This window comes from Streptomyces pallidus (ex Mingjun et al. 2026), assembly GCF_051550185.1.
GTDB lineage: Bacteria > Actinomycetota > Actinomycetes > Streptomycetales > Streptomycetaceae > Streptomyces.
This window is the reverse complement of sequence record NZ_CP196181.1, coordinates 139048-153795: the sequence shown is the minus strand read 5'-3', so window position 1 is coordinate 153795 and position 14748 is coordinate 139048. Positions and strand designations below refer to the sequence as shown.

At 70.1% G+C, this 14748-nt stretch carries 9 protein-coding genes; 2 read left to right on the top strand and 7 right to left on the bottom strand.

The features are described from left to right. Positions 1 to 14 precede the first annotated feature (14 nt). The 7 genes from araA to ACSHWO_RS00710 all read right to left on the bottom strand — a co-directional run bounded on the left by araA (position 15) and on the right by ACSHWO_RS00710 (position 9626). On the bottom strand, positions 15 to 1523 hold the full coding sequence (araA, locus tag ACSHWO_RS00740) for an L-arabinose isomerase (protein ID WP_438309590.1): 1509 nt from the start codon (positions 1521 to 1523) through the stop codon (positions 15 to 17). A 74-nt stretch (positions 1524 to 1597) separates the two neighbouring features. Then, positions 1598 to 3310 carry a ribulokinase gene (gene araB / locus ACSHWO_RS00735; RefSeq protein ID WP_438309589.1) on the bottom strand — a complete coding sequence of 571 codons (1713 nt, stop codon included), beginning with the start codon at positions 3308 to 3310 and terminating at the stop codon, positions 1598 to 1600. Between the two features lie 312 nt (positions 3311 to 3622). After that, the gene (locus ACSHWO_RS00730) at positions 3623 to 4669 is read right to left on the bottom strand and encodes a LacI family DNA-binding transcriptional regulator (protein ID WP_438309588.1); all 1047 of its coding nucleotides are present in this window, start codon (positions 4667 to 4669) and stop codon (positions 3623 to 3625) included. A 218-nt stretch (positions 4670 to 4887) separates the two neighbouring features. Next, a complete protein-coding gene (gene yjfF / locus ACSHWO_RS00725; protein WP_438309587.1) occupies positions 4888 to 5895 on the bottom strand; it encodes a galactofuranose ABC transporter, permease protein YjfF in 1008 nt (335 codons plus the stop codon). Next, on the bottom strand, positions 5892 to 7001 hold the full coding sequence (locus tag ACSHWO_RS00720; RefSeq protein ID WP_438309586.1) for an ABC transporter permease: 1110 nt from the start codon (positions 6999 to 7001) through the stop codon (positions 5892 to 5894). Before ACSHWO_RS00720 ends, yjfF begins: the two co-directional genes overlap by 4 nt. Further along, the gene (locus tag ACSHWO_RS00715; protein WP_438309585.1) at positions 6998 to 8557 is read right to left on the bottom strand and encodes a sugar ABC transporter ATP-binding protein; all 1560 of its coding nucleotides are present in this window, start codon (positions 8555 to 8557) and stop codon (positions 6998 to 7000) included. The genes ACSHWO_RS00720 and ACSHWO_RS00715 overlap by 4 nt, the downstream gene beginning before the upstream one ends. 67 nt (positions 8558 to 8624) lie before the next feature. Then, entirely contained in the window at positions 8625 to 9626 is a 1002-nt protein-coding gene (locus ACSHWO_RS00710; protein ID WP_438309584.1) for an ABC transporter substrate-binding protein, read from the bottom strand. Between the two features lie 585 nt (positions 9627 to 10211). Here ACSHWO_RS00710 and ACSHWO_RS00705 point away from each other — a divergent pair. Both ACSHWO_RS00705 and ACSHWO_RS00700 read left to right on the top strand, forming a co-directional pair. Continuing rightward, positions 10212 to 11759 (top strand): sigma-70 family RNA polymerase sigma factor, encoded by a 1548-nt coding sequence (locus ACSHWO_RS00705; RefSeq protein ID WP_438309583.1) that lies wholly within the window; start codon positions 10212 to 10214, stop codon positions 11757 to 11759. Positions 11760 to 12358: 599 nt separating this feature from the next. Beyond that, positions 12359 to 14737 carry a non-reducing end alpha-L-arabinofuranosidase family hydrolase gene (locus ACSHWO_RS00700; protein ID WP_438309582.1) on the top strand — a complete coding sequence of 793 codons (2379 nt, stop codon included), beginning with the start codon at positions 12359 to 12361 and terminating at the stop codon, positions 14735 to 14737. The last annotated feature ends 11 nt before the right edge of the window (positions 14738 to 14748 follow it).

The window sequence follows — 14748 nt, the reverse complement described above, 5'->3', positions numbered from 1 at the left end:
GGCGGCGAAGGTGCTCACAGGCTCTGGGCCAGACGGTGGTACGCCTGGTTCCAGCGCAGCTCGCGCGTGAAGCGCCGGACGGTGGTGTCTTCGTCGATGACGGCGAGTTCGGTACGGAGCATCTCGGCGAGGTCTTCGAGCTCCTCGCCGCCGAGAGCGGTGGTCAGGACGGTGTGGTGCGGTGCTCCGGCCGTCAGCCAGGCTTCGGTGGACGTGCGCAGGTCGGGGCGGGGGTGCCAGACGGCTCGTGCGACGGGGAGCTGGGGCAGCGGCTCGGGCGGGGTGACGACGTCGACGTGGTTGGCGACGAGGCGGAACCTGTCGCCCATGTCCGCGAGACCGACGACGACGGCCGGACCGGGATCCGCGTCGAAGACGAGGCGGACCGGGTCTTCGCGCCCGCCGATGCCGAGCGGGTGGATCTCACAGGTGGGCGTGGCCGTCGTGAGGGAGGGGCAGACCTCCAGCATGTGGGCGCCGAGGACGAGCTCCTGGCCGGGCGTGAGGTCGTAGGTGTAGTCCTCCATGAACGAGGTGCCGCCGGGCAGGCCGTGGGACATCGTCTTCAGGGTGCGCAGCAGGGCGGCGGTCTTCCAGTCGCCCTCGCCGCCGAACCCGTAGCCGTCCGCCATCAGGCGCTGCACGGCGAGCCCCGGAAGCTGGCGCAGGCCGCCGAGATCTTGGAAGTTGGTGGTGAAGGCGCGGAACCCGCCCTCCGTGAGGAAGGTGCGCAGACCGGCTTCGATGCGTGCGGCGTAGCGCAGGGAGGCGTGGCGCTCGCCGCCCGGCCGCAGCTCGGGTGCGAGGGCGTAGAGGTCCTGGTACTCCTCGACGAGGGCGGCCACGGTGTCCTCGGGGGCGGCGTCGACCGCGGCGACGAGATCGTTGACGCCGTAGGTGTTGACCGAGACCCCGAACCGCAGTTGCGCCTCGACCTTGTCGCCTTCGGTGACGGCGACGTCGCGCATGTTGTCGCCGAAGCGGGCGAGTTTGAGAGTGGTCAGTTCGGAGCGGCCGCCGGCGGCGCGGGCCCATCCGGCGATGCGGTCGACGACGTCGGGGGTGGAGACGTGACCGGCCACGGTCTTGCGCGGTACACCGAGACGGGTCTGGACGAAGCCGAACTCGCGGTCGCCGTGCGCGGCCTGGTTCAGGTTCATGAAGTCCATGTCGATGGTGGACCAGGGCAGTTGGCGGTTGGCCTGGGTGTGCAGGTGCAGCAGGGGCTTGTTCAGGGCGTCGAGGCCGGCGATCCACATCTTGGCCGGGGAGAAGGTGTGCATCCAGGCGATCAGGCCGATGCAGCGGTCGTCGGCGTTGGCCTCCAGGCAGACCGCGCGGATGGCGGCAGCGTCGGTGAGGACGGGCTTCCACACGAGGCGGACGGTCATCTGGGGCCGGGAGGCGAGGACGTAAGCGATGGCGCGGGACTGGTCGGCGACCTGGGCGAGGGTGTCGTCGCCGTAGAGGGACTGGCTGCCGGTGAGGAACCAGATCTCGCGGTCGGGCCGGGCGGGCGTCATGTCGGGTGTGCTCCTCGGAGGTGCTCGGGCGGAGAGGCCGGGCCGATGGGGGCGGGTGGCGGGTGAGGCCCCGGTCAGCGGGCGGTGGCGCGGCGTGCGGTGTTGCGGATCCTGCGCAGGCGGTGCAGGAGGAGGTCCGCGCCGGTGCCGAAGTGGTCGTGCAGGGCGCGGTATTCGCTGAAGAGCGCGTCGTAGGCGTCCGCCCGTGCGGCGTCGGGGACGTAGGCGTGGCGCTGGACGCCTCCCATGGCGGAGGCGGCGGTGCGGACGTCGGCGTACGCGCCCGCGGCGACGGCGGCGTGAATGGCCGAGCCGAGCGCAGACCCCTGGTCGGAGGTGCCGAGGGAGACGGGGCGGCGGAGCACGTCGGCGTGGATCTGCATGAGCAGTGCGTTCTTCTTCAGGCCGCCGGTGACGATGAACTCCTCGACGGGGATCCCGGCGCCCTCGAAGTTCTCGACGATCATCCGGGTGCCGTAGGCGGTGGACTCGAGCAGGGCCCGGTAGACGTCCTCGGGCCGGGTGTCGAGGGTGAGGCCGGCGATGACTCCGGAGAGGTGGTGGTCGACCAGGGGGGAGCGGTTGCCGTTCATCCAGTCCAGGGCGACCAGACCGTGCGCGCCGACCGGGCAGGCCGCGGCCTTGCGGGTCAGGAGCTGGTGGAGGTCCTCGCCGGATGCCGCCGCCTCGGTGCGGTAGTGGTCCGGGACGCCCTGCCGGAGCCACCAGGCGAAGATGTCGCCGACCGCGCTCTGGCCGGCCTCGTAGCCGTAGGCACCCTGGACGATGCCGCCGTCGACGACCCCGCAGATGCCGGGGACCTCGGCGAGCGTGGCGGCGTTGAGGATGTGGCAGGTGGAGGTGCCCATGATGGCGAGCATCCGCCCGTTCTCGACGGCGCCGGCCGCGGGGGCGGCCACGTGGGCGTCGACGTTGCCCGCGGCGACGGCTATGCCCTCGGGGAGGCCGGTCCAGCGCGCGGCCCGCCCGCTCAGGGCGCCGACGCGGGAGCCCAGTGGTGCCAGCGGGTGCTCCAGGCGCGTGGCGGGGAAGTCGGCGAAGTCCGGGTGCAGCCGGGCCAGGAAGTCGGGCGAGGGGTAGGAGCCGTCCTGGTGGATGCCCTTGTAGCCGGCGGTACAGGTGTTGCGGGACTCGGTGCCGGTCAGCTGCCAGACGATCCAGTCGGCCGCCTCGATCCAGCGGGCGCAGGCGGCGTAGACGGCAGAGTCCTCCTCCAGGACCTGCAAGGCCTTTGCGTACTGCCATTCGGAGGAGATCCTGCCGCCGTACCGTGCGATCCACTTCTCGCCGCGGGCGCGGGCGCGGGCGAGGGCGTTGATGCGGTCGGCCTGCCCCTGTGCGGCGTGGTGCTTCCACAGTTTGGGCCAGGCGTGCGGGCGGTCGACCCACTGGGGGATCAGGGCGAGCGGGGTGCCGTCCTGGGTGGTCGGCAGGACCGTGCAGGCGGTGAAGTCGGTGGCGATGCCGATGACGCGGCCCGGGTCGACGCCTGCGTCGGCGACCGCTGCCGGAACGGCGGTACGCAGGACCTCGCGCCAGTCCTCCGGGTGCTGCAGGGCCCAGTCGGGGGGCAGGGGGACGCCGGTGGAGGGAAGGCGGTCCTCGATGACGGCGTGCCCGTACTCGTGGACCGACGAACCGAGTTCGGCGCCGTCCCGGACCCTGACCACGACGGCGCGCCCGGAGAGGGTGCCGAAGTCGACACCGACGGTGCAGGCCTCGGGATGGTGACGGGTTGCGGGGTCGGAAGGCGCGTGTGGGGTCACGATGCGGTCTCTCTCGTCATGAGCAGCGGTCGGAGAAGCCCTCTGATTGTTAACGCTCACAATTCTGTCGGACAAGAGCCTGGGACAGTTCTGTCGAGCATCGGGCCAGGAATGTGCCCTCTGATGTCTGCGCGCACTTACTGCCGTGGCCGGAGGGGCGTGCCGGCAGCCCGCGGCGTCCGGTGCGGCGCCGGCGCCGGCACCGACGTCGGCGGAACGGCGGTCGTGCGCCGTCGGACGCCGGACGCCGAACGGCCGGAAGGAGTCCCGCCACTGGCGGTCGGAAGGCGGTGGCGATTGCCGCCCGGTGCGTCAGTCCTCGCCTGAAGGGCGCGTGCTCGCGCGCATGATGAGCTGCGGTTCCACGAGGAGGTGCTCGGCCTTCCGGGCGCGCCCCTCGATGTGGTCGACGAGGAGTCCGATGCTCCGGCGCCCGATGGCCGCGAAGTCCTGGCGGACCGTGGTCAGGGGCGGAGGGAAGTACTCGGCTTCGGGGATGTCGTCGAAACCGGCCACGGCCACCTGTCCGGGAGTGCGGATCCCCGCCTCGCGCAGAGCCCGCAGGACACCGAGGGCCATCTGGTCGTTGGCGACGAAGACGGCGGTGACCGGTGTCGCGCCCCGACGGGCCAGGGCGAGCCCGGCGAGCTCCTGTCCCGCCCGGTATCCGGACAACGGGCTCCAGTCCCCCGTCAGTACGCGCGGAGGTCTGATGCCGCTCTCCTCCAGGACCGCGCGCCATCCGGCGGTGCGGGCCTCGCTCTCCAGCCAGTCGGCGGGACCCGCCACGTGCCAGACGGTGCCGTGCCCGGCGGCGAGGAGGTGCTCCGTGACCATGCGGGCCCCGAGCTCCTGGTCGAGGGAGACGCCGGGCAGGTCGAGCTGGTGACCGCCCTCCACGGTGACCACGGGGAAGGGTGCGTCCAGTTCGGCGAGCGCCTGTACGTGCGAGCGCTGCGGGGTGATGGCGACCACACCCTCCACGCCCCAGGACGCGAGGTGGTCGATGGCGCCCTTGAGGCCCTGCCCCTCGCCGGTGCGCAGACTGACGGTGGAGACGAGGTAGCCCTGCTCCCGGGCCGCCTCCTGCAGGCCGGTCAGGGTGCTTGCGGGTCCGTACAGGGCGGTGTTGACGGCGATGACGCCCAGCGTCCTCGTCCTGCGCGTCACCAGGGCGCGTGCGGCGGAGTTGCGGCGGTATCCCAGCCGCTCGATGGCCCGGGTGACCTGTTCGCGGGTGGCCGCGCGTACGTTGGGGTGGCCGCTCAGCACCCGGGAGACGGTCTGGTGGGAGACCCCCGCCTCGCGTGCGACGTCGGCCATCGTCGGCGGGCGGACGTCTTCCGCGGGATGCGCCACGTTCGCCTCCCTTCTCGCTGATCACGGCTGTACATCGATGCGAGAGAACCTTAGCGCCTTTCGCATCACGCCATTGTGAACGCTAACAATTCAGCTCGGCCAGGGCGTCGACGCCCTGGCCACCCCGCCGGAACGGTGCCGTCCCCAAGGGGCGAGGACACACTTCTGGGCGGGGTGAGCACCGTCCGGTACGGAAGCACGGGGGAGGAGGGGACTCGCTAAGGCGCCGGGCGGGATCCGCCGAAGAGCCGTTGGAGGAGGATGAAGACGAACAGCAGACCGCCGATGACGATGCGCGTCCACCACGAGCTGAGCGTGCCCTGGAAGCTGATGACGGTCTGGATCAGACCGAGGACCGTCACGCCCAGGGCGGTGCCGAGGACGAACCCGGACCCCCCGGTCAGCAGCGTCCCTCCGATGACCACGGCCGCGATGGCGTCGAGTTCCATGCCGACGGCGTGCAGGGCGTAGCCGGACAGCATGTAGAACGTCAGCAGCAGACCGCCGAGGGCGGAGCACAGGCCGCTCACGGCGTACACCGCGATCTTGGTGCGTCCCACGGGCAGGCCCATGAGACGGGCCGAGGACTCGTTGCCGCCGATGGCGTACACGGTGCGGCCGAAGCGGGTGTGGTGGAGGACGACGAAGGCGAGGGCCAGCACGACCAGGGCGATGACCACGGCGGGTGAGACGAACAGTCCCCCCGGCAGGAGCACCCGCGTCTGGGCGATCCGCGTGGCCGTCGGGTCGGTGAGGGAGATGGACTCGGTGCTGATCGTGTAGCAGAGGCCGCGGGCGAGGAACATGCCCGCGAGGGTGACGATGAAGGGCTGTATCTCGAAGGTGTGGATCACCCAGCCCATCAGCGCGCCGCCTCCTGCTCCCACCAGCAGGACCAGCGGCACCACCAGGGCGAGCGGCGCGCCGTTCTGTTCGACGAGCCAGGCCGTCAGCATGGTCGACAAGGCCACCATGGAGCCGACCGAGAGGTCGATTCCGCCGGTGAGGATGACGAACGTCGTGCCGGTCGCCACCACGAGCAGGAAGCCGTTGTCGATGAGGACGTTGAGCAGGACCTGCCCGGAGAAGAAGCCCTCGTAGTGCACGGAGCCGAGGGAGAACATGGCGATCAGCAGAGCGGCCGTGACCATGAGCGGCAGACGGGCGGCATGCCGCACCGGGAACCGCTGGAGCGGCCTGGTGAGGGAGCTGAGGGTGGTGCTCACGGGTGGACCTCCTGCTGGCGGACTCCTGCGTCGCCGACCGCGGGGGCCGAGGCGGCGGGGCGGTGACGGCGTGGGAGTCGCGCGCGGAACGCGGGCGACTGGACGAGACACACGACGATGACGACCAGGGCCTTGAAGACGAGGGTGGTCTCCGGCGGTACGCCGAGGGTGTAGATCGTGGTTGAGAGGGTCTGGATGATCAGCGCTCCCAGGACCGTCCCGCCGAGGGAGAAGCGGCCGCCGGTGAGGGCGGTGCCGCCGATGACCACGGCGAGGATCGCGTCCAGCTCGATCCACAGGCCGGCGTTGTTGCCGTCGGCGCTGGACACGTTGGAGCTGATCATCAGGCCGGCCACCGCGGCGCACACGGCGCTGGCGACGTAGACCGTGGCCAGAAGGCCGGCCGCCCTGACGCCCACGAGTCGGCTCGCGACCGGATTGCCGCCCACCGACTCGATGAGCATGCCGAGCGCGGTCCGCCGGACGACGAGGGAGGTGGCGGCGACGACGGCCGCGGCCAGCAGGACGGCGAAGGGGAGGGTGAGCCAGTAGCCGCCGCCGATCATCTTGTAGGTGCTGCTGGACACGCTGATGATCTGGCCGTCGGTGATCAGCTGGGCCACGCCGCGCCCGGCGACCATGAGCACGAGCGTGGCGACGATGGGCTGGACGCCGAGCCGGGCGACGAGGAAGCCGTTCAGCAGTCCGATGGCGGCGGCCACGCCGACTGCCACCGTGATCGCCGACATGACGGTGGACAAGCTGCCGGGGTTCTTCGCGTCGGCGATGTGCTCGCATGCGAGGGCGCCGGCGATGGCGACCGTGGAGCCGACCGAGAGGTCGATGCCCCGGGTGGCGATGACCAGCGTCATGCCGAGCGACACCAGGATCAGGGGGGCGCCGAACTGGAGGATGTCGATCAGGCTGCCGTACAGGTGTCCGTTCTGGACGCGGACGGCGAAGAAGTCATGGGTGAACGCGACGTTCCCGAGCAGCAGGGCGGCCAGGAAGGTGGCGGGCCAGAACAGGCGGTGCCCGGTGAGCTGCCGGGCGACGGGCGCCCGGCCCGGACGTCCCCCGGTGCTCGTGTCGTCGGATGCTGTCATGAGGTGGCTCCGGTGGCGATGGTGCCCAGGATCCGGTCGGGCGTCAGGGCCGGGTCGTTGAGGAGGGTGGCGACGAGTCGGTGGTCGCGCAGGACACCCACGCGGTGGCTCAGCCGCAGGACTTCCTCGATTTCGGTGGAGATGAAGACGACCGCAGTGCCTTCCGCGGCCAGGCGGGTGACCAGCTTCTGGATCTCCGCCTTGGCGCCGATGTCGATCCCCCGGGTGGGTTCGTCCAGGATCAGCAGCTCGGGGTCGGTGAGGAGCCACCGGGCGAGCAGGACCTTCTGCTGGTTGCCTCCGCTGAGATTGCGGACCTGGACCTCGGGGTCGGCCGGGCGGATGTCGAGAACCTCGGTCCACCGGGCGGCGATCTCGTCCTGTCGAGCCCGCGAGAGGGGCTTGGTCCAGCCGCGGGCGGCCTGAAGGGCGAGCACGATGTTCTCGCGGACCGTGAGCTCGGCGATCAGGCCCTCTTCCTTGCGGTTCTCCGAACAGAAGGCGATCCTGCGGGCGATCGCGGCCCGTGGAGACCGCAGGTGGGCGCGTTCGCCGTCGATCCGGAGCTCTCCTCCGTCGGCGTGGTCGGCTCCGAAGAGCAGCCTGGCTGCCTCGGTGCGTCCGGATCCGAGGAGTCCGGCCAGGCCGATGACCTCGCCGCGGTGGATGTCCAGGTCGTAGGGCTGGACGGCACCGGACCGGGCGAGCCCGCGGGCGCTGAGGAAGGGGGTTTCCGTAGGAACGGGGGCGGCGGTGCCGGTGCGTGAGGTCTCCGCGAGTGCGTCGAGGGTGCGGAGTTCGCCGCCCACCATGCGGTGAACGAGGGTCACGGGGGTCAGTTCGTCGATCCGGTACTCGCCTTCGAGGCGGCCGTTGCGCAGGACGGTCACCCGGTCGCACAGGTCGAAGACCTGGTCGAGGAAGTGGGTGACGAAGAGGATCGCGACGCCCCGGTCACGCAGCCGGCGCACCAGGGCGAACAGCTGGGCGACCTCGTCCCGGTCGAGGCTGGAGGTGGGCTCGTCGAGGACGAGGACCTTGGCCTTGATGTCCACGGCTCTTACGATCGCCACCAGTTGCCGGACGGCGAGGGACTGCGCGCTCAGCGGCAGGCGCACGTCGAGGTCGAGTTCCAGCTCGGTGACGAGTCGTGCCGCGCGTTCGTGGAGGGCCGTCCAGTGGATCAGGCCCAGGCGCCGGGGTTCACGGCCGATGAGGATGTTCTCGGCGACCGAGAGGTTGGGGCACAGGTTCACCTCCTGGTAGACCGTGCTGATTCCGGCGTGCTGTGCTTCCAGGGGTTCGGCGAACCACTGGAGGCTGCCGTCGACGGAGACGGTTCCCCCGTCGGGTGTGTGGACCCCGGTGAGTACTTTGATGAGGGTCGACTTGCCGGCGCCGTTCTCGCCCATCAGCGCGTGTACCTCGCCGGGGAAGAGGCGCAGGTCCACCCCGTCGAGGGCGAGGACGCCGGGGAAGGCCTTGCGGATGCCGTGGGCTTCCAGGACCGGTCGGCCGGTGCGGGTGGGCGTGCGGGGGGTGGGTGGGGCTGCCATCCGCCCTCCTCTCCTGAGGAAGGGGGCGGCGCGAGGGCCGCCCCCGGTCTGGTGCGGGCGGGGGAGGTCAGTACTGGCGTCCGGGCAGGGCCGCCGCGGCCTGGTCCTGGGTGAAGACGCCCTCCTTGACCTCGATCCGTCGCGGGACGCTCTCCCCCGCCGCCACCTTCCTGGCGAGCTCCATCAGCTGGTCGCCGAGGAGCGGGTTGCACTCGACCACCACGTTGATCTTCTTCTCCTGCATGGCGACGAAGGCGTCCTTGATGCCGTCGACGGAGATCACCTTGATGTCGGTGCCCGGCTTCTTGCCGGCCTCCTCGATGGCCTGGATGGCGCCCAGAGCCATGTCGTCGTTGTGGGCGTACAGGACGTCGATGTCCTTGTGGGACTTGAGGAAGGCCTGCATGACCTCCTTGCCCTTGGCACGTGTGAAGTCCCCGGTCTGGGAGTCGACGACCTTGAACTTGGGGTCGCCCTTGACGGCGTCGGCGAAGCCCGCCTTGCGGTCGTTGGCGGGGGCGGAGCCGGTAGTGCCCTGGAGCTCGACGACGTTGACCGGCTCGGAGGTTCCCTGGTACTCCTTCACCAGCCACTTGCCGGCCTCCTGGCCCTCCTTGACGAAGTCCGATCCGAGGAAGGTCCGGTAGAGGGAGGTGTCCTTCGAGTCGACGGCGCGGTCGGTGAGGATCACCGGGATGCCGGCGTTCTTCGCCTCCTTCAGGACGGTGTCCCAGCCGGACTCGACCACCGGCGAGAAGGCGATGACGTCCACTTTCTGCTGGATGAAGGTGCGGATCGCTTTGATCTGGTTCTCCTGCTTCTGCTGCGCGTCGGAGAACTTCAGGGTGACGCCGGCCTTCTCGGCCGCCTCGCGTACGGACTTGGTGTTGGCGGTGCGCCAGCCGCTCTCGGCTCCCACCTGGGCGAACCCGAGCACCAGCTTGCCGTCGGAGGAGCCTTTGCCGGCGCTGCTGGTGCCGCCGGTGGGTGCGGGCTCGGTGGTGCAGGCGGTCAGCACACTGCCGGCCAGGGCGGTGGCGGCGACGATGCGGAGGGCTCTGTGGGCCATGTCGTGGATCCTCTCGGGACGTGCGTCGTACCAGGCGGAGCCCCGTGGGGGCGATCGGTCCGGCGAAGGCAGCGGTGCGGAGCAGGTTGAGACGGGGCGGAGGCAGAGTGAAGCGTCGGCTCCGACGAGCGGTGGCCGACGAATGCGAGACATTGTGAGCGCTAACAGACTTGTAACTCAAGGGCTGTTGCGACCGTTACCCGTTCTTGATGAGCAGGGAGATCGGGGATGGGCGGTGTGGGAGCTCCTGAACCGGCAGGCACTGGAAGGTGGCGAAGGTTCCGGCTGCACAGGCGACTGGATCGGGGCTCCGGCCACGCGTGGTGCGGCGACCCGACGGAAGGAGGGGGTGTTGTGAGCGCTAACACCTAGGGGCCGTGCATGATCATCAATGGACGGGGTGGGAGCGGCCCATAGTATGCACCGAGAACTCTGTCCGGCTCGTCCCGCCCGTTTCTTCGGCGGCGGGGCCGCTGTAGCGGGTCCTCCCCACCGGCAGGGGCCCGGTCCTCGGCCTGAGGCGGGGGCTTTGGTCGCACACCTTTGCGGACGTTAGGGTCTGACGCCGTGATGAGGAGGGTGGGAATGGGGCTCATGGATGCGGACCACGCGGGGCTGGTCGTCGCGGCGCAGGCCGGGGATGACCGGGCGCGTGAAGAGCTGGTCGCCGCCTACCTGCCGTTGATCTACAACATCGTCCGACGAGCGCTGAGCGCACATGCCGACGTCGACGACGTCGTCCAGGAAACGCTGTTGCGTGTCGTGCGCGATCTGCCGGCCTTGCGCGCCCCCGACAGCTTCCGCTCCTGGCTGGTGTCGATCACGCTCCGCCAGATACACACCCATTGGAACCGGCAACGCGCCTTCGTCGACCGGACCGCGGTCATCGACGAGGCACTCCACATACCGGACGCCCGCCCCGAACCCGAGGACGCGACGATCCTGCGGCTGCACGTGTCGGACGAGCGCCGTCAGATCGCGGAAGCCGGCCGGTGGCTCGACCCGGACCACCGGGTGCTGCTGTCGCTGTGGTGGCAGGAGAGCGCCGGACTGCTGAGCCGTGAGGACATGGCCGCCGCGACGGGCCTCACGGTCGCCCACGTGGGAGTGCGCCTGCAACGCATGCGCGAGCAGTTGGACCTGAGCCGGACGATCGTCGCCGCGCTGGAGGCCCATCCGCGTTGCCCGCAGCTGGGCGAGACCGTCGCCGGCTGGGACGGTCTGCCTGCATCGGTGTGGCGGAAGCGGATCGCGCGGCACACCCGCGACTGCCCGGTCTGCACGGCGACGACGAGCCGGGTCCCTGCTGAGCTGTTGCTCCTCAGCCTCGCACCCCTGGCCGTCCCTGCCGGACTCATCGCCGCGCTGACCTCCAAGGGACTGCTTTCGGGTTCGGCGGCGAGCGCCGGCGGGGCCGCCATGGTCCCCGTCGCCGCCGGCATGGCGACGGGGGGAGGCAGTGTGCACGGCGCACTGACCGGCAAACTCCACGCCGTGACCGCTCATCCGCTGGCGAGCCTCGCCGCCGGCGCGGTGCTCATCACCGGGGGCGCCACCTACGCAGCCTGGCCGGAACCGGCGCCCCGGGCGCCCGGCGTCACCGCCGCTCCCGCGGTCGGCAGTCCCACGCCGATCACGTCGAGCACCCCCACGTCGGCCGGAACGCCGTCGGCGAGTCCGTCCGCCGTCGCAGGCACGGTCCCGCTGGGCGCACAATCACTGGAGTCCGTGGACGAACCCGCCCTGTACCTGACGTATGCGGGCGACTTCGCGACGCTGGGTCGGGTCTCCGCGTCCAGCAGCGCGCAGACGCGGCAGCGCGTCACGTTCACGGTGGTCCAAGGGCTGGCCGACACACGCTGCGTCACCTTCCGTGCGGCTGACGGCCGTTACCTGCGGCACCACTATCTGCGGCTGCGGCTGAGCACCGACGACGGCAGCGAACTGTTCCGGAAGGACGCCACCTTCTGTCCGCGCCCCGGGGCGGTCGCGGGGTCGGTGACCCTGCACTCCCACAACTACCCCGGAGCGGTCATCCGCCACCGCGACGGCGGCATCTGGCTCGATGGCTCCGACGGCACGCGGGCCTTCGCCGGCCAGGCCTCCTTCGTCGTCCGCAAGGCCTGGTCCTGAGAACCGTTCCTTGAGCATTCCGGTCCGGGCCGCGCAGGCACAGCCGGCGAGCCTGCACCCGGTTTCCAGCACTGCGCAGTGCACGACCCGGCAGTGAGCCGAGTGCCGCGCCGCATACGGCGTCAGCCCGCATGCATCGACGTGCGCCTCGTTGAACCGGCCTGAGAACCGAGCACGGCAACCGCCCACCCGTGCCGTCACAGACACCACTGCTGAGCAGGGCGGCCTCCCCTTTCACAGGGACGACCAGACCGCGTGGCGTGGCGTAACACTTTTTGCCTGCGAGATGCATCACGGGGCGATCGTCGGGGTGGCGCCACTTTTCTGTTACGCGGCGTCGGGTTCGGAAGCCTCCACTTCGTGGGGTGTTCTTCCCGCCGCTCACCATGCGTGCCGGCGTGGGAGGCCCCCGCTTCACCGTTGGCACATCCCCGAAGAAAGCGCCCCATGACGCGACATACCCGTGAACCCCGAGCGACCGGTACGCAGGACCGGCGCCACCTCCTGCACCGCACCCACCCCGCGGCGGACCAGGCCGTAACGGCCGATGCACGCACGATCACGGAACCCAAGGCGACCCGAGACCCCCGAGGAGCATCATGAAGGGCCTGCACCGGCGCGGTCGGCGTCGCCGGACACTGGCGATCGGACTGTCGGCCGCGGCGCTGGTGGCCGGCGTCATGACGCTCCTCCCCGGCTCTGCCGGAGCCGCAACACCCCTCGGCACGCAGGCGGCGCCCTCGGGCAGGTACTTCGGCACCGCCGTGGCCGCCGGCAGGCTCGGCGATGCGAGGTACACCGGCATCCTGGACCGGGAGTTCAACATGATCACCCCGGAGAACGAGATGAAGTGGGACGCCATCGAACCGTCCCGCGGCACCTTCACCTTCGGCCCGGCCGATCAGATCGTCGACCATGCCGCGGCACACGGCCAGCGCCTGCGCGGCCACACCGCGGTCTGGCACTCGCAGCTCCCCTCCTGGGTCAGCTCCATAGGCGACGCGAACACGCTGCGCGGCGTGATGAGCAACCACATCACCACCTTGATGACCCGCTACAAGGGCAGGATCCACTCCTGGGACGTGGTCAACGAGGCCTTCGCCGACGGCTCCACCCAGCACCGCAGCTCGGTGTTCCAGAACGTGCTGGGCAACGGCTTCATCGAGGAAGCGTTCCGCACCGCCCGGGCGGCCGACTCCTCCGCCAAGCTCTGCTACAACGATTACAACATCGAGAACTGGTCGGACGCCAAGACCCAGGGCGTCTACAGCATGGTCAGGGACTTCAAGTCACGTGGCGTGCCGATCGACTGCGTCGGCTTCCAGAGCCACTTCGGCACCGGCGGCCCCCCGTCCAGCTTCCAGACCACCTTGTCGAACTTCGCCGCCCTGGGTGTCGACGTCCAGATCACCGAGCTGGACATTGCCCAGGCCTCGCCCACCCACTACGGCAACACGGTCAAGGCCTGCCTGTCCGTGGCCCGGTGCACCGGCATCACGGTATGGGGCATCCGTGACAGCGACTCCTGGCGCAGAGGCGAAAACCCCCTGCTGTTCGACAACAACGGCAACCCCAAGGCCGCCTACACCGCCGTCGTGAACGCCCTCAAGACCGCCCCCGCCACCACCGGCGGGACCAGTACGGGGGCGATCAAGGGCGTCGCCTCCGGCCGCTGTATCGACATCGACAATTCCACCACCGTCAACGGCACCCAGGCGCAGCTGTGGGACTGCCACGGACGAGCCAACCAGCGCTGGACCCACACCTCCGGCAAGCAGCTGGTGATCTACGGCAACAAGTGCCTGGACGCCAGGGCCAAGGGCACAAGCAACGGCACCGCGGTGGTCATCGAGGACTGCAACGGCGGCGCCAGCCAGCAGTGGAACATCAACACCAACGGCACGATCGCCGGAGTCCAGTCCGGGCTGTGCCTCGACGCCGTCGGCGCCGCGACCGCCAACCGCACCAAGATCCAGCTGCACTCCTGCTGGTCCGGCGGCAACCAGAAGTGGACCGGCCTGTCCGGGACGTCGACCCCGACGACGCCCGCGCCGACGGGCGGCACGTGTGCTCTTCCGTCGACGTACCGGTGGACGTCGACGGGCGCGCTGGCGCAGCCGGCGAACGGGTGGGCCTCGCTGAAGGACTTCACCCACGTGACGTACAACGGCAAGCACCTGGTCTACGGGTCGAACTTCTCGGGATCCTCGTACGGCTCGATGATGTTCGGTCCCTTCACGAACTGGTCGGACATGGCGTCGGCCGGCCAGACCGGGATGGGCCAGGCCGCGGTGGCCCCCACGCTGTTCTACTTCGCGCCCAAGAAGATCTGGGTGCTGGCGTACCAGTGGGGTCCGTGGCCGTTCGTCTACCGCACGTCGAGCGACCCGACCAACCCCAACGGCTGGTCCGCACCGCAGCCGCTGTTCACCGGAAGCATCCCCCGCACCGATTCCCCGACCGGCCCGATCGACCAGACCCTGATCGCCGACGACCAGAACATGTACCTGTTCTTCGCCGGTGACAACGGCAAGATCTACCGGGCGAGCATGCCGATCGGAAACTTCCCGGGCAACTTCGGCTCCTCGTACACGACGGTCATGAGCGACACCCCCGAGAACCTGTTCGAGGCGCCGCAGGTCTACAAGGTTCAGGGCCAGAACCAGTACCTCATGATCGTCGAGGCGAGGGGCGCGAACCAGGCGCGCTACTTCCGCTCGTTCACGGCCTCCAGCCTGAGCGGTTCGTGGACCCCGCAGGCCGGCAACGAGAGCAACCCCTTCGCGGGCAAGGCGAACAGCGGTGCCACCTGGACCAACGACATCAGCCACGGTGACCTGGTCCGCGACAACCCCGATCAGACCATGACCATCGACCCCTGCAACCTGCGGTTCCTCTACCAGGGCAAGTCCCCGGCAGCGGGCGGCCCCTACGACCGACTGCCGTACCGGCCGGGCCTCCTCACCCTGCAGCGCTGACCTGCCCGATC

Coding starts and splice junctions, on each gene's coding strand:
- araA (WP_438309590.1), bottom strand. CDS start 1,523: ATGACGCCCGCCCGGCCCGACCGCGAGATCTGGTTCCTCACCGGCAGC.
- ACSHWO_RS00720 (WP_438309586.1), bottom strand. CDS start 7,001: ATGACAGCATCCGACGACACGAGCACCGGGGGACGTCCGGGCCGGGCG.
- ACSHWO_RS00715 (WP_438309585.1), bottom strand. CDS start 8,557: ATGGCAGCCCCACCCACCCCCCGCACGCCCACCCGCACCGGCCGACCG.
- ACSHWO_RS00710 (WP_438309584.1), bottom strand. CDS start 9,626: ATGGCCCACAGAGCCCTCCGCATCGTCGCCGCCACCGCCCTGGCCGGC.
- ACSHWO_RS00705 (WP_438309583.1), top strand. CDS start 10,212: ATGGGGCTCATGGATGCGGACCACGCGGGGCTGGTCGTCGCGGCGCAG.
- ACSHWO_RS00700 (WP_438309582.1), top strand. CDS start 12,359: ATGAAGGGCCTGCACCGGCGCGGTCGGCGTCGCCGGACACTGGCGATC.